This window comes from Rahnella bonaserana, from assembly GCF_019049675.1.
Taxonomy (GTDB): domain Bacteria; phylum Pseudomonadota; class Gammaproteobacteria; order Enterobacterales; family Enterobacteriaceae; genus Rahnella; species Rahnella bonaserana.
In genome coordinates this window covers 15,804-34,504 of record NZ_JAFMOW010000053.1, presented here as the reverse complement: position 1 = coordinate 34,504, position 18,701 = coordinate 15,804, and the positions used below count along the sequence as shown (strand labels likewise).

11 protein-coding genes are annotated in these 18,701 nt (G+C 54.1%); 7 read left to right on the top strand and 4 right to left on the bottom strand.

All coding sequences use genetic code 11. The features are described 5' to 3' along the window. The first annotated feature begins 2 nt into the window (after positions 1 to 2). Complete coding sequence (locus J1778_RS04445; protein WP_238484567.1) at positions 3 to 1,100, top strand: fimbrial protein; 1,098 nt, start codon at positions 3 to 5, stop codon at positions 1,098 to 1,100. A 33-nt stretch (positions 1,101 to 1,133) separates the two neighbouring features. Here the strand turns inward: J1778_RS04445 and pbpC are convergent, their stop codons facing one another. Further along, the gene (pbpC, locus tag J1778_RS04440) at positions 1,134 to 3,503 is read right to left on the bottom strand and encodes a penicillin-binding protein 1C (protein WP_238484566.1); all 2,370 of its coding nucleotides are present in this window, start codon (positions 3,501 to 3,503) and stop codon (positions 1,134 to 1,136) included. Positions 3,504 to 3,559: 56 nt separating this feature from the next. Next, complete coding sequence (locus J1778_RS04435; protein ID WP_217172162.1) at positions 3,560 to 9,577, bottom strand: alpha-2-macroglobulin family protein; 6,018 nt, start codon at positions 9,575 to 9,577, stop codon at positions 3,560 to 3,562. Positions 9,578 to 9,841: 264 nt separating this feature from the next. Between J1778_RS04435 and greB the strand changes: the two genes are divergently transcribed. The 6 genes from greB to J1778_RS04405 all read left to right on the top strand — a co-directional run bounded on the left by greB (position 9,842) and on the right by J1778_RS04405 (position 17,045). After that, complete coding sequence (greB, locus tag J1778_RS04430; RefSeq protein ID WP_217172224.1) at positions 9,842 to 10,315, top strand: transcription elongation factor GreB; 474 nt, start codon at positions 9,842 to 9,844, stop codon at positions 10,313 to 10,315. A gap of 111 nt (positions 10,316 to 10,426) precedes the next feature. After that, positions 10,427 to 12,757, top strand: coding sequence for a Tex family protein (locus tag J1778_RS04425; protein WP_217172161.1), 2,331 nt, complete (start codon positions 10,427 to 10,429; stop codon positions 12,755 to 12,757). A gap of 396 nt (positions 12,758 to 13,153) precedes the next feature. After that, positions 13,154 to 13,378, top strand: a complete 225-nt coding sequence (gene feoA, locus J1778_RS04420) for a ferrous iron transporter A (RefSeq protein WP_217172160.1) — start codon at positions 13,154 to 13,156, stop codon at positions 13,376 to 13,378. 88 nt (positions 13,379 to 13,466) lie between these two features. Then, positions 13,467 to 15,785, top strand: a complete 2,319-nt coding sequence (gene feoB, locus J1778_RS04415) for a Fe(2+) transporter permease subunit FeoB (protein WP_217172159.1) — start codon at positions 13,467 to 13,469, stop codon at positions 15,783 to 15,785. Between the two features lie 8 nt (positions 15,786 to 15,793). Further along, complete coding sequence (locus J1778_RS04410; RefSeq protein ID WP_217172158.1) at positions 15,794 to 16,030, top strand: FeoC-like transcriptional regulator; 237 nt, start codon at positions 15,794 to 15,796, stop codon at positions 16,028 to 16,030. A 94-nt stretch (positions 16,031 to 16,124) separates the two neighbouring features. Further along, on the top strand, positions 16,125 to 17,045 hold the full coding sequence (locus J1778_RS04405; protein WP_217172157.1) for a LysR family transcriptional regulator: 921 nt from the start codon (positions 16,125 to 16,127) through the stop codon (positions 17,043 to 17,045). On the opposite strand, the gene J1778_RS04400 is transcribed toward J1778_RS04405, so the two are convergent. Beyond that, positions 17,025 to 17,669, bottom strand: coding sequence for a hypothetical protein (locus J1778_RS04400; RefSeq protein WP_238484565.1), 645 nt, complete (start codon positions 17,667 to 17,669; stop codon positions 17,025 to 17,027). The genes J1778_RS04405 and J1778_RS04400 overlap by 21 nt on opposite strands. A 93-nt stretch (positions 17,670 to 17,762) precedes the next feature. Continuing rightward, positions 17,763 to 18,698: a malonate decarboxylase subunit epsilon gene (gene mdcH, locus J1778_RS04395; RefSeq protein WP_217172156.1), complete on the bottom strand. Its 936-nt coding sequence runs from the start codon at positions 18,696 to 18,698 to the stop codon at positions 17,763 to 17,765. Positions 18,699 to 18,701 lie beyond the last annotated feature (3 nt).

Here is an 18,701-nt window from a genome sequence, read left to right as displayed (position 1 = left end):
TTATGATGAAAATCAAAGACAGGATGTCCATTTTCTCACTACTGACAGTGATGCTGGGCAGTATTTATGCTTCACCTTCATTTGCAACTTCAGCGAGTTGCGAACCCTTAAATGGCAGCCCTCAGTCATATGACAATAATATGCTTGAGAACATGAAGGCGACGGACAATGAGGTGGGTCATACCTATGAAACTGCGTTTAACGCAGGTCAGGAAAGCTATCAGATTACCTGCGACTGTTCGCCGGCTGATGCCACTTCTGACTCCGTATTGATCCTTTACACCTTAAAAACACCTTTACCGTCAGGAAACACGTTTGGATTCCAAAAGCTTAATGACCATATGGATGTCAAAACGAGTATTTTCATCCCCAAAACGGCAGGAGCCGTTTCCGTTCCTGCAACTAAAATCAGTGATTCGACGCGCCACAGGGATGCTGATAACAACGGCATTTGTTCTTTGCAAACCACTCAGGATCATCTGACTACCGGCTCGCAGGGCCAGTTAATTTTCTCCATCACGAAACCGTTTATTGGCCAGTTGGATATCCCTCGTACGGCGGTCGCGGAGGTGTATGCGACATCGGCAACCTCTTCGACTAATACCCCAAAATCTACATCACCCGTTGCTGTCGTTTATATCAGCGGAACCATCACGGTTCCGCAAAGTTGTGAAATCAACAAAGGTGAGACGATCATGGTCGATTTTGGTTATATCGGTGCAGGGGATATGACAAAAGTAAAACAGCCGCCGGTAAACTACAGAGCAAATACTTTCGATATCGTTTACGACTGCACGCAGAATGGCCTTCCTACCGTCCCGCCGGGGAACAAACTCACTATGACTCTGGAAGGAGATGACGTTGTGGATCAGTACTATCTGGTTGGCAGAAGACGCCCTTCAGATAACGTTGCCGACATTGGCATCACTGTACTGAACGACAGCGGGACATCTATCCCGTTTAAAAGCGGGATACTGCCGATGAATCAGACAGGTGCCGGGAAAGTCACGCTTATGGCCTATCCGGTCAATCTGATTGGGGGTGTCCTTGAAAGCGGTGATTTCGATGCCTCAGCAACACTACAAATTGACATTAAATAAATCAGCCTGGCAGCAGCAATGCTGCCAGCATCCTTAATTCACAATCTCAATACTCACCAACCGGCTATCCGCGCGGCCATGATCGTCCACCGCGCGGATACGGTATTGCCCGTTATTAATAGGCTGCCAGTCGATGGCGGATTTGCTGGCGGAGCTTCCCAGGTAGATGTCATCAACGAACCAGTACACCGTTTTACTGTCCGCATCGGTCACCGCATTAAATGAAATCCGGTCACGCCCTTGCTGAGATTGCCGCAGTGTATACGTAGTGCTTTTCAGGGGTGACGTAATGCGCGGCGGATTGCCACTCACGTCCACGCCCTCATCTTTGCAGTGATTCACCGGCGGTTTGCGTTTGGGTAATCCGGCCTGCGCAAAAACATTCGCCAGATCCGATGGCCAGAACTCAAACACTTCGGTGCGGGTTTCCTCTTCCTCATAGGGCGGGCACGCGACTTCGCCGGTCAGTTTATCGAGACGCACCGGCCGGTAAACGGTATCCACTTTGATTGGCGACTTACCGGGAATAAACCAGGTTTTGCCTTTTTGCTGGCACCATGGCGTCGGCAAATCCCCGCTGGCAAGGCAGATATCCACCCGTTTCAGCCCCTTAGGAAATGGCCGTTTGGGCTCCTGCAGGGACGGATAACTGGCAGTAATGCTGTCGATAATGTTGAAGAACAGCGGTGCGGCAGCGTCGGCACCGACAAACACGTTATTACCTTTACTGTCGAAATTGCCTTCCCAGACCACTAATACATAAGGACCGAAAATCCCGACGCTCCACGCATCGCGAAAACCCCACGAGGTGCCGGTCTTCCAGTAAACCGGCAGCGAAGACGGTGCCTGAGCCAGCGTATCCCCCGGACGGCGGTGCTGACGCAGCATATCAAGCGTCATAAAGCTGGCTTCTTCACTGAGCAAACGTACGGGCGTTGTCTGTTGCGGATCGGTTTTTTGCATCCGCAGCGGTTGCAGCACGCCGCGGTTCGCCAGCAACGCGTACAGTTTTGCCAGTTCCTGCATCGTCACTTCTCCACCGCCCAGCACCAGCGACAGGCCATAATGGTTTTCACTGGCCATATCCGCCACGCCGGAAAGCCGGAGGAACTGATAAAACGTCGGCTGGCGCAACTGGGATGCAACATACACAGCGGGAATATTGCGGCTGAAGTTCAGGGCATCGGTTGCGGTCACGGGGCCGAGAAATCGCCGGTCAAAATTCTCCGGCGCGTAAGCTCCAAATGCTGAAGGCACATCTTTGAGAATAGTCATCGGATGCAGCACGCCCTGCTCCATTCCCAGCGCATAAATAAACGGTTTGAGCGCCGAGCCCGGCGAACGTTTCGCGTTGGTGCCGTTCACCTGTCCCTGAATATCCCGGTTGTAATAATCGGCAGATCCCACCAGCGATCGCACCCCCATATCCCGGGTATCGACCAGCAGGACAGCGGCGTTATGAATGCCGCGACTTTCGTTGCGGGTGATAAACGCACTGACCTGCCGCTCAATCAGCCGCTGTAAACCGGCGTCTATCGTGGTGTCCGTGCGGGTATCTGTACCGGCAAACTGCTGATTCTGCTGACGAAGTTGTTCGATAAAGTGCGGTGCAATATAGGGCATCTGCTCCGGCTGGCGCAGCGCCAGCGGCAATCTGAACAATGAGATCTGGCTGCTGTCGGTTTCATAATGTGCCTGCCAGCGCTGAAAAAGCCGGTTCCGCGCCTGCGTCAGCGCCGCACCCAAAACACCGGTTTTAGCGTCAATGCGGTAGCTCGGTGATTGCGGCAATACTGCCAGCGTCAGTGCTTCCGGCAATGTCAGGTCTTTCGGTGCTTTGCTGAAATAGATCAGACTGGCCGCACCGATGCTTTCAATATTACGACCATACGGCGCGGCGTTCAGATAGGCTTCGAGAATGTCATGCTTTGAATAACTCAGTTCCAGCTGCACAGCGCGCATAACCTGCATGATTTTGCCTGCTGGCGTGCGGGTATTCAGATGCCAGTGCATACGCGCCAGCTGCATGGTAATGGTTGAACCACCCTGCATTTTTCCGCCTGTGACATAACTGCGCCAGAAGCCCCGCATCAGGCTGTATGGGTTAAAACCAGGATTGAGATAAAACCAGCGGTCTTCGTGCAGTAACAGGCTTTTAACTGCCAGCGGAGAAACCTGTTCCAGCGGCGTCCACAGCCGGTAACGGTCATCGTTAGCCAGCGTGATGCGCATGAGGATGCCCTCCCGGTCGTAATAGGCGGAGGAAAAAGGTTGTCCCTGAGACAGGGGCGGATGGGGCCAGAGCTGGCATGCCAGTACGATCAGCGCCAGTAAAAAAACGGCCATTGCGATATTTTGCAGCAGCCGTTTCGTGGATTTAGAAAACGCAGAAAAGGAGATCATCTTGCTACTCAGAACAGGTTACGCCCCGCCGTTAACGACGGGGCTACTGCGTTTTGTTATTTTTTAGCAACAGCGGCTTCGTCAGCTGGCACGACGACCAGTTTTTTGTCACTGACAGAAAGTGCCTGAACTTCGCGGTCATACATCGCTTCACCGTACGCCGGCGGGATCACAAAACTGCCGGTGTTGGTGGCTTTGATCTGATACACAAACTCCTGCACATCGGTGCTGGCGCTGCCGTAAATGACCACTCTGTCTTCACGAATATCACTGTAATCCGGCGCCCACGTTGAACCCGATGCCGCCAGTGGTGACTGCCAGGATGCCGACGCTTCTGCATCACTGTTTTCATCACTGCTGTCAGACTCCGGCTCCGGTGGCGTTTGCTGAACCACTTCAAAACCGCCCGGCAATAAATCGACAATCGCCAGATTGTCCTGTCCTTCCTTCGAGTTAGCGCGGACTTTCAGATGCACATTGATCTTCTGTCCCAGCGTCACCTGCGTGACCGCGTTGCCTTTTTCATCCGTGTAATCGCGGGTGATTTCCAGACCGCGTGAAATGGCTTTCTTCGGCGCAGCCAGGTCATAACCGGCCTGTGTCACCACATACCAGGCTGGTGCATCATTACCGTTTTCTATACGAAGCGCCTGTGCATCAGCCGTGAAGTTAGCTTTAGCAAACAGTCCCTGAACCTGTGAAATCAGCTGCGGTTCCACATTTTTGGTTTTGCTTAACTGGGTGATTTTCAGCGCGTCCGGTGCCGTTGCCTGCGCCGCTACCTGCGCGGAATAACTCTCCAGCGCCAGAATACTCATCGCGGAAGAATAGGTCGTGTAGCGTTCCTCTTTTAGTGCTTTGACCATATTTTCCAGCACCTGCGGAGGAATGGCGGAGACTTTTTCCGGGAAGTGGCGGGTGATCAGATACAGCCGCGTCGCGTCCTGCACCAGCGGGTCAAAGTAACTTTGCGTCCACCAGGCTTTGTCATACGCCTTGCTCAGTTGCTTCCAGGTTGGCTGCAACAGCGTATTCGCTTCATCATCCATTTTCAGCAGACGATATGACGAGGCCAGATACATCGCGCTGAGATCGGTTTTCCAGGTGTCCGGATAACGCTGCTGCAACGTGTCTTGTACCGAGGCCAGTGAACTGGTGGTGATTTCACCCTGACGCGTCAGCAGATACACCGCCCATGCGCGCAGACGAAGCGTATATAAATCATCATTCTGATTCGCTGCCAGTTCGCGCAGTGCCGAATTAGCCTCTTCCAGCATACCGGCTGGCAATGCAACGCCCGCGGCTTTGGCTTCCAGCAGATATTGCACCACGTAAGGCGTGATGAACGGATCGGTTTGCGGCGATGAACGCCACAGGCCAATCGCGCCGCTGTCATTCTGGCGTGAACGCAGCACTGCCAGCATATCCTTCAGCTGCTTACTGCTTTCTGCCTGAGTCTGTACGCCTTTCATCTCAGGATGAAGAGTGCCGAGGATCAGCGGCACCGAGCGGCTGACAATCTGTTCAGAACAGTAATAAGGATAATCCGCCAGATACTGTGACAGCCCGCGGGTCAGCACCAGCGGTGAGTTAGACACTGCCGCAGTACGCACCGCGTATGCATCAAACATCTGACGCAGGTTATCGACGGTCTGGCTGTTGCCGCTCATGCGCCCCATCACCGACTGCGTGCGGAACGGCATTGCCGGACGCACTGAGGTACTGATGGTCCGGCGGCTGACTTTATCGCCATACGTCGCGTCAAACACCAGCGGTGCATCGCCCGGCAAGGCTTTGGCACGCAGGCGGAAGTTAATCACACCCTCGCGCTTTTCAGCCAGCGACAGGTTTTGATCGGCGTTGCCCACCACTTCAAGCTGCGGCGGCACGGTCAGATGGATCGCAACCGGAATACTTTTTCCGTTCAGCCCTTCGAGGTTATTGCTGACTCCCACGCTGACATCAAACTCGTCACCCGGCGCCACCATCGACGGCACATTCGGCGTCATGATGAAGTTGTCGCGCACGGTCGCAGAAGTCTGCGCTTTACCGATTTTGTCCGGCGTGACAGAAATCGCCATCACGCGAATTTTACCGTTGAAGTAATCCGGCACCTGATAATCGAACTGCTTCTTGCCGTTCACTTCGGTAATCCCTGACCAGTAAGCGACCGGCTTATCACGTTTACGTTTGAACGGATTGACGTTCAGATCCAGCCCTTCACCCGCGTCACCGCCCGGCGCTGCTGCAAGCTGCATCAGTTTGCTGAATTCCGGCAGGATAAGATCGAGGATTTGCGAGCTTTCCACGCCCAGTTCGCGTTTGCGGAAGAAGTATTCCAGCGGATCTTTCAGGCGATAACGTGCCACCTGCAAAATCCCCTCATCGACAGCAAACAGCGCCACCTGTTGCGGGCCGTCAGTCGTCACCGTCATGGCCAGATTTTCGCCCGGTTTAATCACTTCAGGCGCTTCAACTTCAAGGGTGTTCTGGCGCGCTTTAGTGCTGATTTTGAACGGCATCACGCCGTAGCTCAGCGGACTCATAAAGATTTCATCGGAATTCACATCACGCACAAACTGCACGTTGATGTAGCCGTTGCCTTCCATGCCCGCAGGCACACGGATTTTCTGCACAGAACTGGTGGTGTCGGTGTGGAACCACTGCCAGCTGTAGACTTTGTCTTTCTCAATGGTGATCAGACCGCTGCCGGTGTAAGGCGCGTTAACCGCCACTTCGATTTCCTCATCCGGCTGGTATTCCGCCTGATTGAGTTTCAGTTTCAGCTCGGCATTTCTGTCCAGCGAACGGCTCAGGTTAGCGTTACCGGCCACGGTGTAGCCAATGCGGTTCAGCACGTTGCCTTTCGCATCTTCCACCACCAGCACGAAATCACCCGGTTTATCCGTCGCCAGCGTCAGGTCATTGCCCTGTGCCGACAGCGACAGAGGCTGTTCCGACAGCGGCACTTCTTTCATTTTCGACTGATATTTGTAAACGCCGGAATCCTGTTTGGTCAGCACAGAGATATATTTCTGCTCCACGAGCACGACTTTCAGGTCCGGCAACGTCATCTTATTCAGCGAAGGATCGACCGCAATCACGTTCAGGTGACGGACTGCGTTATGGTTGATGTAACCCAAATCGCCGTCGGCTTTTACCCCAATCAGATAGTCATATGGCGACACCAGCACCCGCGCCGTAGCAGCCACAGAACGCCCGCCACCGGCGACGAACGCCTCGGACAACAGTTGCAGCTGATAGGTCGCGTCGGCGTAAGATTTCAGATCCAGCGGAATAGTCGCCACGCCTTTTTCATCGGTAGTGCGGTCTTCGAGTTCCGTTTCGAAACCGTCGCTGTTCTGACGGTTCTCATAGAAGGCGTAATCCGGGAACTGTTCGAAGCTTGGATACATCGGCCGTAACGTCAGTTTCGACGTCACGCGTCTGTCCTGCGCAGGCGTGCCGAACAGGTTCTGCACGTCGATGTTGGCCTGCAGTTCCGACGGTTTCACCCAACCCTGTTTACGCTCAGGCGTCAGTTGCAGTTTCACCTTTAACTGATCCGGCTCGAATTCTTTGACGTTAACCGAGGTATGACCCAGTAACGTGGAAGACTCATTGTCTTTGCCGATCAGATACAGATAGACGTTCCATTCACCCGTCGGAGAATTATCGTCAGTGGTATAACTCAGCTCATTGAAACCGCTGGCACCCAGCGTCAGCGGAATGGTGCTCATCAGTTTGTCGCGCGGATCATGAATTTCGGCTCTCACCGGCACACCAGCCAGACCATTGCTCCAGTCGGCGGCGCGGGTAATCAGACCGATATTGAACGTATCGCCCGGACGATAAACGCCGCGATCGGAGAACAGATAACTGCTCAGCGTACGCGGGTCATTCGGGGTGATTTCGCCGTCGACATCAAACCGGGAGAAATCGAGGCCACGGTCGTTATTTCTGTCCGCCGGCAGGAAGGACACATCGCCCTCTTTTTCGACCAGGAACATCACCGGCTGGCGCTCGCTGGTATACACGTCCAGTGCAGGGAAGCGCACGTGGCCGTCCGCGCCGGTCATTTGCGTCAGCAACGTCACGCCATTTTTGGCGATGACCGAGACTTTCGCGTTCGCCACTGGCGTGCCGCTGTGAATCGACTGCACAAATACGTCGCGGGTTTTATCCTGCGAACGCTTGGCTATAATTCCCAAATCGGTGACCACGACGAAACGCGAATCACCGGCGGGCGCTTCATCCCCGCTCTGGTCTTCATCCTGATAGACATTGCCGTCGTCATCCGCTTCCGGTTTCACTTCTTTCTTCTTCGGATCCCATTCTGACAGTGTCAGCAGGAACACGCCGCGATGTGACGTCGGATCGGTGGAAAGATAACGCGAGAGATCAACGCCCTGATAATTCACTTCACCCGGCTTGTCGTTATTTAACGCGGTCTGATATTTGAAGTGCTCGGTAAAATACTCGTCATTAAGACGGTTAAATTCCGCCGAGGAATACTGGCGGCTTTTAAATGACACGATATGTTGCAGCTGGCCCGGGATCACCCGTTTGATATCCAGACGCATGCCCGGCACGTTACGCGCCGCGACGCTGATTTGTTTGTCACCGTTAACTGACAGCAGCGAGCCTTGCGACATAAATTGCAGGGATTTCGGATAATCGGGAACCGCGACGATGCGGTACACTTTTTCCGGCATTTTATAGCCACCGGAAGAGGTCAGAATGTTGTCGATTTCCACCAGCATGGCGCGGTGCGCCGGTGCATCAAAGCGGAAACTGAACTGTGGCTGATAATCGCTTTCGGCGTCATTGAGCTGAATGTTCAGCGGCGTGGACTGCGCAAGAACGTTATTTTCCACGCTGTCGACTTCCCAGCTGGCGTAATCATCCGGACCTTTTGCCTCGTCCTGATCGTTCGGGTTGTGCTGTGGCAGTAACCAGACTTTGACTGCCTGACGGATATCTTTGTCTTTGACCGCATCGCTGAAGCCGACAATCAGCGCACGCTGACCTTTCGCGCCGTCTGCATCCACCACCTGCGCGCTGGCTTCGTTAACCATCAGGCTGTAAAGCGTGGGCACGGACACCACGCCATTTCGCGCCTGCAGGGTTGGCGCAGAGGGCACAGACGCTTTAACGCCCTCACCGATCGTCACACGCACTGAACCGCCGTGATCGAGCGATTTAAGCGGTTCGGAATGCACCCAGGCATTGAGTTTCTTCTGGTCGTAAACCACGGAATAATTGAGTTTCGTCCCGGTTTTGGCTTTCCCTTCGGTCAGGCCAAGTGAAATCTGTTTTTCAAAACTGGCGACATCCACCGGCGCATTGAACTTAACGTTAAAAATCGCGCTGCGTTTTTGCGGGTCCTGCGGATCCTGATAGTACTCGGCTTGCCCGAGCTGATAATCGAACGCCGGTGCGGTGAATTCATAACGGGTTTTCGCCAGCTTGATTTGCGGCGCAAGCAGGACATCAGGCGTGAAATTCACTTCATATTTTGTGCCCATCGGCAGCGGATTTTTAGGGGTGAAGACCAGGGTGTAGCCGCTGACCCATTTCCACTCACCCTCGGCAGCCGGTTTAAGGGATATCCCTTTTTCCACCACTTTACCCACGTCGGTAATTGGCGCGACGGAGTTACGGAAATTGAAAATAGCCTGCTGAGGCGCAGGTTTTTGCGCAGCATAATTAATGGATTCCGGCCCGCTGATACGCACGCTGGTATCCTGATAAACCATCGGTGCCGGTTCGACGGGCTGTGGCCGGTTGAGCCACCAGTGCCAGCCGTAAACGCCCGCGCCCGCCACGCACAGCAATACCAGAATCGCCAGACTGATGGCTTTGGGATGCTTATCTGCTCCGCCTTCGAGACGCGTAAAACCACGCTTAAGCCATCCGGACAGTGCCGTCCACCAGGCAGGCGCACGCCAGTCGATATTGCCGACAATCGGTTTAAAAATGCGGCCCAGCAGACCCAATACCAAGGCCAGCACGCGCAGGATGCCTTTTATCAATGTAAAAGGCAGACGAAGTAAGAATTTTAATACATCCATTTGTACCTGTACCCCAATCCCTGCAGACGATTAAACGCGAGAGATATTTTTATTTAATTCATTATATTACGTGAAATATCTGAAGGTAAAAAAATGCAAGAAACCGCACAGAAGGATAATAACTCTCTGGCTAAAAAGCCATCATATAAAGCGTAGCAGTGAGTCAGACTTTTCGGTCAATTTGTGCGCTGTCAGGAAAGCGATTGTGTGAAACAATGGCGGCAGATTTCTGTGCAGGAAAACAGTGAGAAAGTGACAGGTAATATGAAAACGAAACTGATTACCCGTGAAGGCTACGACAAGCTCAAAACTGAGCTGGATTTCCTGTGGCGTGAAGAGCGCCCGGAAGTGACAAAAAAAGTGACCTGGGCGGCAAGCCTGGGCGATCGCAGCGAAAATGCCGATTATCAGTACAACAAAAAACGGTTGCGTGAAATTGACCGCCGCATCCGCTATCTGACCAAATGCATGGAACAGCTGCGTATTGTCGATTATTCACCGCAGCAGGACGGCAAAGTGTTCTTTGGTGCCTGGGTGGAAGTCGAAAACGACGACGGCGACATCAAGCGTTTTCGCATTGTCGGATATGACGAAATTTTTGGCCGCAAAGACTACATTTCCATCGATTCCCCGATGGCGCGTGCCCTGCTGAAAAAAGAAGTCGGCGACAGTCTGGTGGTGACCACGCCGGTCGGCGACGCGACCTGGTACGTCAATGAGATTGACTACGGTAAATGATCAGCTAACTCTCAAAACGCGCAGGCGGGCGGCCTGATGACTGGCATTTTCGGTCTTCAAACCGTATAACTGTGCCCTGCTTTTTTAAACGAAAATACTGATACCAGACCTATGAATGATCAACTGAGCCGCATTATCGCAAGTGAATTGCAGGTTCGCCCGGAGCAGGTTGCTTCCGTGGTGCGTCTGCTGGATGAAGGTAATACCGTGCCGTTTATTGCGCGGTATCGTAAGGAAGTCACCGGTGGGTTGGACGATACCCAACTGCGTCAGTTGGACACCCGTCTGGGTTATTTGCGTGAGCTGGAAGACCGCCGCCAGACTATCCTCAAGTCCATCGAAGAACAGGGCAAGCTGAGCGACGATCTGGCAAAAGCCATCAATACCACGCTGAGCAAAACTGAGCTGGAAGACCTCTATCTGCCGTTCAAGCCTAAACGCCGCACGCGCGGACAAATCGCTATCGAAGCGGGGCTGGAACCGCTGGCAGAATTACTGTGGAACGAGCCGCAAAACGAACCTGAAGCCGCCGCAGCGAAATTTATCGATGCGGATAAAGGTGTCGCCGACACCAAAGCAGCGCTGGATGGTGCACGCTACATCCTGATGGAGCGTTTCGCTGAAGATGCGTCGCTGCTGGCGAAAGTTCGTGATTACCTGTGGAAAAACGCCCATCTGACCTCCCGCATGGTCGAGGGTAAAGAGCAGGAAGGCGCGAAATTCCGCGACTACTTCGATCACCACGAACCGATTTCTCAGGTGCCTTCGCACCGCGCGCTGGCTATGTTCCGTGGCCGCAACGAAGGCGTATTGCAACTGGCGCTGAATGCCGATCCGCAGCATGACGAGCCGCCAAAAGAAAGCTACGCCGAACAAATTATCATCGACCATCTGGGTCTGCGCCTGAACAACGCGCCTGCCGATGTCTGGCGCCGTGCCGTCGTCAACTGGACGTGGCGCATCAAAGTGCTGCTGCACCTCGAAACCGAGCTGATGGGCACCGTGCGCGAACGCGCCGAAGATGAAGCGATTAACGTATTCGCCCGTAACATGCATGATTTGCTGATGGCTGCGCCAGCGGGTATGCGCGCAACAATGGGTCTCGATCCGGGCTTGCGTACGGGTGTGAAAGTCGCCGTTGTGGATAACACCGGCAAACTGGTGGATATAGATACCGTTTATCCCCACACCGGCCAGGCTGCAAAAGCCGCGCAACAGGTTGCCGCACTGTGTATCAAACATAATGTCGAACTGGTCGCTATCGGTAACGGTACCGCTTCCCGCGAAACCGAACGCTTCTTCCTTGAGCTGCAAAAACAGTTCCCGGCAGTAAAAGCGCAGAAAGTGATCGTCAGTGAGGCGGGTGCATCGGTGTATTCCGCTTCCGAACTGGCGGCACTGGAATTCCCGGATCTGGATGTTTCGATTCGTGGGGCAGTTTCCATTGCGCGTCGTCTGCAAGATCCGCTGGCTGAGCTGGTGAAAATAGACCCGAAATCCATCGGTGTCGGTCAGTATCAGCATGACGTCAGCCAGAGCCTGCTGGCGAAAAAACTCGATACCGTCGTTGAAGACTGCGTGAACGCCGTGGGTGTAGATCTGAATACCGCGTCCGTTCCGTTGCTGACCCGCGTGGCCGGTCTGACCCGCATGATGGCGCAGAATATCGTTAACTGGCGCGACGAAAACGGTCAGTTCCGCAATCGTGAACAGTTGCTGAAAGTCAGCCGTCTGGGACCAAAAGCCTTCGAGCAATGCGCGGGCTTCCTGCGTATCAACCACGGCGACAACCCGCTTGATGCCTCAACGGTTCACCCGGAAACCTATCCGGTGGTCGAACGCATTCTGGCCGCGACGCAGCTGGCGCTGAAAGAACTGATGGGCGATTCGAATGTGCTGCGCGGCCTGAAAGCCAGTGAATTCACTGACGACCAGTTCGGCGTGCCGACCGTTACCGACATCATCAAAGAGCTGGAAAAACCGGGACACGATCCACGTCCTGAGTTCAAAACCGCGACATTTGCTGACGGCGTGGAAACCATGAATGACCTGATGCCGGGCATGATCCTTGAAGGCTCGGTCACTAACGTCACCAACTTCGGTGCATTTGTGGATATTGGCGTACATCAGGATGGTCTGGTTCACATCTCATCACTGGCGAACAAGTTCGTTGAAGATCCGCATACCGTGGTGAAGGCCGGCGATATCGTCAAAGTAAAAGTGATGGAAGTCGATCTGCAGCGTAAACGTATCGCGCTGACCATGCGTCTGGATGAACAACCGGGCGAAGCACCGGCGCGCCGTTCTTCCGCACCGGCGTCAGATTCACGTGACAATCAGAAACGTCATACGCCAAACAAACCGGCTGGCCGCAATGCCGCGCCAGCGGGGAATAATGCGATGGCCGATGCCCTGGCTGCCGCTCTCGGCAAAAAACGTTAATTTCTCGTTTTTTCCAGTAAACCCAAAGCCGCTGATAATCAGCGGCTTTTTTTATGTGTCTTTTTTAGGCACTTTTTAAACTCAATCCTAATGAATCAATCACTGAGGTAAATCAATAAATCCTCACTGTTGCAGGCATAGGATAGCGACGCGGTGGAGATTCCCGTGAAGAGGCCCCCCTCTTTTCTTTTGTCTCCACATGCGTACTAATTATGATAACTATTCTCGTTTGTACTTCTTTGCGTATTCAATACGCCGTCAGCCAAAGGCTGACACTTTCGCACCAGGGACAATTTCTGAGCAATATTTCGCAGTTAAGTGAGATCACCGGGCACGGAAGCGCGGCGTAACCTTTGTCACGCTGCCCCCAAATGCCTGAACGCTTCGCGAGGAACTATGCAACTTCAATCAAAACGTGCTTACAAAATCACCGGCTTTTCTCATGAAATCAGCCCGGCCTATCGCCAGAAACTGCTGTCACTCGGCATGCTTCCGGGGTCATTCTTCAGCATCATTCGTGTAGCGCCGATGGGCGACCCGGTGCAGATAGAAACCCGCCGCACCAGTCTGGTCGTACGCAAAAAAGATCTCGACCTGCTCAATCTTGAGCTCGTGGCCTGACTTTTTTGATGGGTATCTGAAAGATTGTTCAGCGCGGCTCTGTTGAGTTTTCCGCGTTTTTTCCTTTCTCACACGTAGATCTGAACGTATGAAAGCACTGACTATTGGCCTGATTGGTAATCCAAACTCAGGTAAAACGACCCTTTTCAACCAGTTAACAGGTTCGCGACAACGCGTCGGTAACTGGGCAGGCGTTACCGTCGAACGTAAAGAAGGCCAGTTCGCCACCGCAGACCACCAGATCACGCTGGTCGATTTGCCCGGCACCTATTCGCTGACCACCATCTCAGAGCAAACCTCGCTCGATGAACAAATTGCCTGTCATTACATTCTGAGCGGCGACGCAGATCTGATGATTAACGTCGTGGATGCCTCAAACCTTGAGCGCAACTTATACCTGACACTGCAACTGCTCGAGCTGGGCGTGCCCTGCATCGTCGCGCTGAACATGCTTGATATCGCCAAAATTCAGAATATCAATATCGATATTCCGGCGCTGTCTGCACGCCTTGGCTGTCCGGTTATTGCCCTGGTTTCTACCCGCGCCAGCGGGATCAAAGAACTGAAAGCCGCCATCGACGAATTGCCGCAAGTAGCCGCGCTGGAACGCGTGAAATATCATCCGGTGCTGCAACAGGAAGTGGAAGTACTGGCCGCTGAAATGCCGCAAGACATGGCACTGCAACAGCGTCGCTGGCTGGCGCTGCAAATCCTCGAAGGGGATATTTACAGCCAGACGCACGCAGGTAACGCGCAGGCATTATTACCGCAGGTGAAAGCCCGTATGGCGCAGAAAAAGCTGGAAGATCCGGCGCTGCTGATTGCCGATGCGCGCTATCAGAGCATTGCGTCACTGTGCGCCGACGTCAGTAACTCGCATCTTACCGCGCCGAATAAACTGACGCAGGTGCTGGACCGTGTGATCCTCAACCGCTTTCTCGGCGTGCCAATCTTCCTGCTGGTGATGTATCTGATGTTCGTGCTGGCGATCAACATCGGCGGTGCGCTGCAACCGATTTTCGATATCGGCTCGGCAGCGATATTCATTCAGGGTATGCAATGGGTGGGCTTCACCCTGCACTTCCCGCAGTGGCTGACCATTTTCCTGGCACAGGGCGTGGGCGGTGGTATCAATACGGTTCTGCCGCTGGTGCCGCAAATCGGCATGATGTACCTGTTCCTCTCCTTCCTTGAAGACTCCGGTTATATGGCCCGTGCGGCGTTCGTGATGGACAGACTGATGCAATCGCTGGGTCTGCCGGGGAAATCTTTCGTGCCGCTGATTGTCGGCTTTGGCTGTAACGTGCCGTCTATTATGGGTGCCCGTACGCTGGATGCCCCGCGTGAACGCCTGATCACCGTCATGATGGCACCGTTTATGTCCTGCGGCGCACGTCTGGCAATTTTTGCTGTGTTTTCTGCGGCATTCTTCGGGCAAAGCGGTGCATCTATCGTGTTCTCGCTATATCTGCTCGGTATCGTGGTCGCTATCCTGACCGGCCTGCTGCTGAAATACACCATCATGCGCGGTGAAGCCTCGCCGTTTGTGATGGAACTGCCGGTGTATCACGTTCCGCACCTGAAAAGTCTGCTGCTGCAAACCTGGCAACGTCTGAAAGGTTTCGTGCTGCGCGCCGGTAAAGTGATCGTGATAGCGAGTATTTTCATTGGCGCACTGAACAGCTTCTCGTTCAGCGGCCAGGCGGTGGATAACATCAATGATTCGGCACTGGCCTCGGTCAGTAAAGTGCTGACACCGGTGCTGTCGCCGATGGGCGTACATTCTGACAACTGGCAGGCGACCGTAGGTCTGGTCACCGGCGCGATGGCGAAAGAAGTGGTGGTCGGAACTCTGAACACGCTGTACACCGCCGAACATATCCACAATGAAGAGTTCGACGCCGCCAGTTTCAACCTGTTCGATGAACTGGGCGGCGCGGTGAAAGAAACGTGGCAGGGCCTGAAAGACACCTTCAGCATCAGCGTGCTGTCTAACCCGATCGAAGCCAGCAAAGGCGACGGCGAAATGGGCGTCAGTTCAATGGGCGTCATGAGCACTAAATTCGGCACCGCCATTTCGGCTTACAGTTATCTGATTTTCGTGCTGCTTTACGTGCCGTGCGTCTCAGTCATGGGGGCGATTGCCCGTGAAACCAGCCGCAGCTGGATGACGTTCTCCATCTTCTGGGGACTGAACGTCGCGTACTCGCTGGCGACCCTGTTTTATCAGGTGGCCACTTTCAGCAACCATCCGGCGTACAGTGCCAGCGTCATCTTCATCGTGCTGCTGTTCAATGCCATCGTTCTCACTTGCCTGCGCAAGGCACGCAGCCGTGTCAGCCTCCATTTGCAGCCGCGTAATATCGCGGCCTGTTGTGAAGCGGCTACCGGCAGCGACTGCCACTAGGATAAAACATGACTACGCTGATTCAGGTTCGCGACTCTCTCGCACTGGCTGGCCGGGCCGATGCCCGCCAGCTCAGCCAGCAGCTAAATGCTCCGCAGCCGCTGGTTCAGGCCATGCTTGAGCGGCTGGTAGCGATGCGAAAAGCAGAAACGGTGGAAGCGGATGACAGCTGTCTGAGCGGCGGCTGTAAAAGTTGTGCCGACGGCAAAAAGTGCCTGACCGTCTCTTACACCCTGATCCCCTGAACCCGTCTTTTCCGCCCTTCCTGAATAGTCGCCCGGCGGCTATTCAGCTATCATCTCAGACCGCAACGGCCTAAAACGCGCCGCAGGAGCCTGTATGATCGACAGTGAAATCACCTTCCGCAAACTCGAAATTTTCCTCGCTTACATGGAAAAACAAAACATCACCCGCGCAGCCGAACAACTCGGTCTGAGCAGCGTGAGCGTGCATCGCGCCCTGCATTCGCTGGAAGAAGGTTTGCGCTGTCCGTTGTTTATCCATCGCGGGCGCAATCTGCTGCCGTTGCCCGCGGCTGAAGCGTTACTTGAACATGCCACGCAGGTGATTGAGCAGATGGAGCACGGGATCCTGGCCACACAGCGCGCTGCCGGTTTTGGGGATAAACGCCTGAAGGTCGGCACATTGTATTCACTGACCCTGGAAACCATTCCGCGCCTGATCATGGGGCTGAAACTGCGCAGACCTGAGCTGGAACTGGAACTGGTGATGGGATCTAACAGTGATTTGCTGCAAAAACTGGAAGACGGCCTGCTGGATGCGATTCTGATTTCGACCAGTGATTCGAGCGTGGATACACAGCGCTACGATCAGCTGCCGCTTTTTCAGGATGATATTTTTCTCGCTGCCCCCGCCAGCGCAGAACTGGCGTCGGAAGGCACGGCGGATTTACGCGATTACAAACAGAAGAAATTCGTTTCACTGGCAGAAGGGTTTGCGACTTACCACGGCTTTCAGGAAGCCTTTCAGATCGCCGGTTTTGAGCCGGACATTGTCACACGGGTAAACGATATTTTTTCGATGCTGAGTCTGGTACAGGCGGGCGTCGGATACACGCTCATTCCCGGCAGGATGAAAGGCGTGTACGCAAATACGGTGAAATTACTGCCACTGGCCGAAGCTTACCAGATGCGCCAGACCATTTCGCTGGTCCTCCCGCACAGCCGCGAGCACGATCCCAACCTCCTCGCCCTCGCCGCTGAAAGCCGGATGTATGCGCTAGCGAGCAGAAAGCGCTGACAGACGCTCGCTGTTTTGCGCAATCAATACCACCGGCCAGTGAGTTTGATCCGGGTGGTGACTCCAGATGGCGGACTCAGGAATGCTCACTCCGTCATAACGCATTTCCGTGCCGTCATAAGGGTAAAATTGCCCTTTCTCTGTATCGAGTATAAAAACTAATAATCCCGCAGAATCCTGCACAAGACGTTTCCATAAGGCGCGACCGCCGGTGTATTGATCGTTATCACTCATCAACGTGAGATGCTTTTTTACCACCAGCGTTTCATACAATAAGGTCGCTAAACGGTAATCTCGCATTCCGGCATTAACCACCACGCCTTCCACCTGAAACGCTTTATCGTCTTCCCAGAACTGTCGCACCTCGAGCAGTTCATCGCTATTTTCCCTGCGGGCAAGTTCAAGCGTTGCCACCACATGGTGTCGGTTTTCACCCCGGTTATCGGTTCTGGTTTGTGCTTCAGCAATGGCGATAAATGGAATTTTTTCATCATAGATGACCAACATATCCATGTTGTTGAAACGGATTTCATCAATGACTTCAAACCGTCTGGCCAGAGTGGCCGGACTGTACGATCTTTCAAGCACGATCATTTGCGAATCCCCGCGAATTAAAACTGGCATGATATCCCTTCGTTCAGAGTAGTTGGACAATAGCACGCTGCGCAATTATCAAACAGTGCAACGCGTTTCACCCCCAACCTATCATGCCTTTAATCAGCGTTCGTTTTCCCGTAACCGCGCTGCGAGACGTCCCGCAACATGCATCCCTGACTGGCATAAAGACAGTGCTTCGCCCTGTTCCATCGCACGGCGGGTCAGGCCGGTGAGCACCGCGCCCGGCGGCATTTCAATCGCCAGTCGCACCTCGCGCTGGTAGGCCGCAACCATGGCGTCACGCCAGTTCACGGTACGCGCCATGTTCATCGCCAGATCGTCTGCAATTTTTTCCGCCTGCCAGTAAACACGCCCGGTTGTGCCGCTGAGATAACCGCAGGTCGGGCGGGAAATATGAATCTGTTTAAACGCCTCAACCAGTTTCGCCGCGGGCTCATCAAGCAGTGCGCAATGTGATGGTACGCTGACCGCCAGCTGATGCGTTTTCTGTGCGCCCAGCCCTTTCGCCAGTTGCATGACCTGTGCCATGGCGGCATCGCTGCCCGCGATCACCAGTTGATCTTCCGCGTTAATATTCGCCAGATATACCGGCGACGTGGCGCTGTTGATCTGCGCGACCAGTTCCTCAACCTGCATCTGACGCAACCCGGTGATCGCCGACAGGCCAAAACCTTGCGGATAGGCCTGTTGCATCAGTTCACCGCGCAACGCGACCAGCCGTACGGCATCATCAAAGTCGAGCGCACCGGCAATCACTGCCGCCGGAAATGCACCAATCGACAGCCCGCTGCAAAAATCGGCCTCAATCCCTTCGGCCTGGCATTGTCTCGCCCAGACCACACCGGCAATCAGCAAGCACAGTTGTACGGCACGGGTGGCACGTAAAGCGTCGGCGGTGTCGAGCAGCAGAACATCTTCGCCCAGCGCGAGACTGGCTTGTTCAATGAGGGAATGTGTAAGCGGGTTATCCGGCAAACGGTGCAGCATTTGCGGCACCTGCGGGCCCTGTCCGGGGAAGGTAAATAGGATTTTCATCGT

Excerpts from the sequence above, each read along its gene's own strand:
- J1778_RS04405 (WP_217172157.1), top strand. The coding sequence starts at position 16,125 with ATGATCGACAGTGAAATCACCTTCCGCAAACTCGAAATTTTCCTCGCT.
- J1778_RS04410 (WP_217172158.1), top strand. The coding sequence starts at position 15,794 with ATGACTACGCTGATTCAGGTTCGCGACTCTCTCGCACTGGCTGGCCGG.
- feoB (WP_217172159.1), top strand. The coding sequence starts at position 13,467 with ATGAAAGCACTGACTATTGGCCTGATTGGTAATCCAAACTCAGGTAAA.
- greB (WP_217172224.1), top strand. The coding sequence starts at position 9,842 with ATGAAAACGAAACTGATTACCCGTGAAGGCTACGACAAGCTCAAAACT.
- J1778_RS04400 (WP_238484565.1), bottom strand. The coding sequence starts at position 17,669 with ATGCCAGTTTTAATTCGCGGGGATTCGCAAATGATCGTGCTTGAAAGA.
- pbpC (WP_238484566.1), bottom strand. The coding sequence starts at position 3,503 with ATGATCTCCTTTTCTGCGTTTTCTAAATCCACGAAACGGCTGCTGCAA.
- feoA (WP_217172160.1), top strand. The coding sequence starts at position 13,154 with ATGCAACTTCAATCAAAACGTGCTTACAAAATCACCGGCTTTTCTCAT.
- J1778_RS04435 (WP_217172162.1), bottom strand. The coding sequence starts at position 9,577 with ATGGATGTATTAAAATTCTTACTTCGTCTGCCTTTTACATTGATAAAA.
- J1778_RS04445 (WP_238484567.1), top strand. The coding sequence starts at position 3 with ATGATGAAAATCAAAGACAGGATGTCCATTTTCTCACTACTGACAGTG.
- mdcH (WP_217172156.1), bottom strand. The coding sequence starts at position 18,698 with ATGAAAATCCTATTTACCTTCCCCGGACAGGGCCCGCAGGTGCCGCAA.
- J1778_RS04425 (WP_217172161.1), top strand. The coding sequence starts at position 10,427 with ATGAATGATCAACTGAGCCGCATTATCGCAAGTGAATTGCAGGTTCGC.